The organism is Halorubrum sp. Atlit-26R (genome assembly GCF_003666015.1).
GTDB lineage: Archaea > Halobacteriota > Halobacteria > Halobacteriales > Haloferacaceae > Halorubrum.
The window spans coordinates 1-716 of sequence record NZ_QPLT01000219.1; the positions used below are offsets into that span (position 1 = coordinate 1).

Consider the following 716-nt stretch of genomic DNA (forward strand, 5'->3'; position numbering starts at 1 on the left):
TAATGATGGGCCGGCTCGGGCTGCGCGTCGGTGAGGTGATCCATATGGAGGAGTCATGGTATGACCCGGACCGATCGGTGATATCGATCCCTCCTCACTCGTCCTGTGACTGTGGGCTCTGTCGCCATTACGCTCGCCAGTACGCCAGGAAGCACGACCTCGATTTCGAGGACGTCCTCGAGGAGTACTGGAAAGTGAAAGACGGGTCGCACCGGGATGTCCATGTTCCGACGCGCCGGGATCGGCTCATCATCGAGCTCTACTTCGATATAGTCCCGTACACCACCGTGAGCTACTCAACGGTCAACCGACGGGTGAAAAAGATTGCCGAGCTGACTGATGGTGTCGACCCCGATCGGGTCTATCCTCACATGCTCCGAGCCACGGCGGCCACACACCTCACATGGTCAGGCATCCGCCCTCCGGCGCTCGATCAGCAGTTCGGATGGCAAGACGAGAAGACCAAGGAACGATACGCACAGAAAACGGGCTGGCGCGTGAAACAGGACTTTGATCGAATCTTCGGGCGAAATAGTCGGCCACCGAAGAAGATCCGTGAGGACCCGCCCACCTACGAGGAATGCCGCCCAGACTCGAGAGCAGAGCGCATCCGCGTCGAGAGTTGGGCTGTCGACACCTCAGTGAGTTCGCACCCGCGGACTCGAGACGAGGAGCCCCTCATCCACGACATCGACGACTTCGAAGATGTCCACGCC

1 protein-coding gene is annotated in these 716 nt (G+C 59.6%); it reads left to right on the forward strand.

Annotated elements, in window-relative coordinates; all coding sequences use genetic code 11:
- Positions 1 to 716, forward strand: a 716-nt coding sequence (locus DVK07_RS20230) for a site-specific integrase (RefSeq protein WP_147441279.1), incomplete at both ends; no start/stop codon positions are given.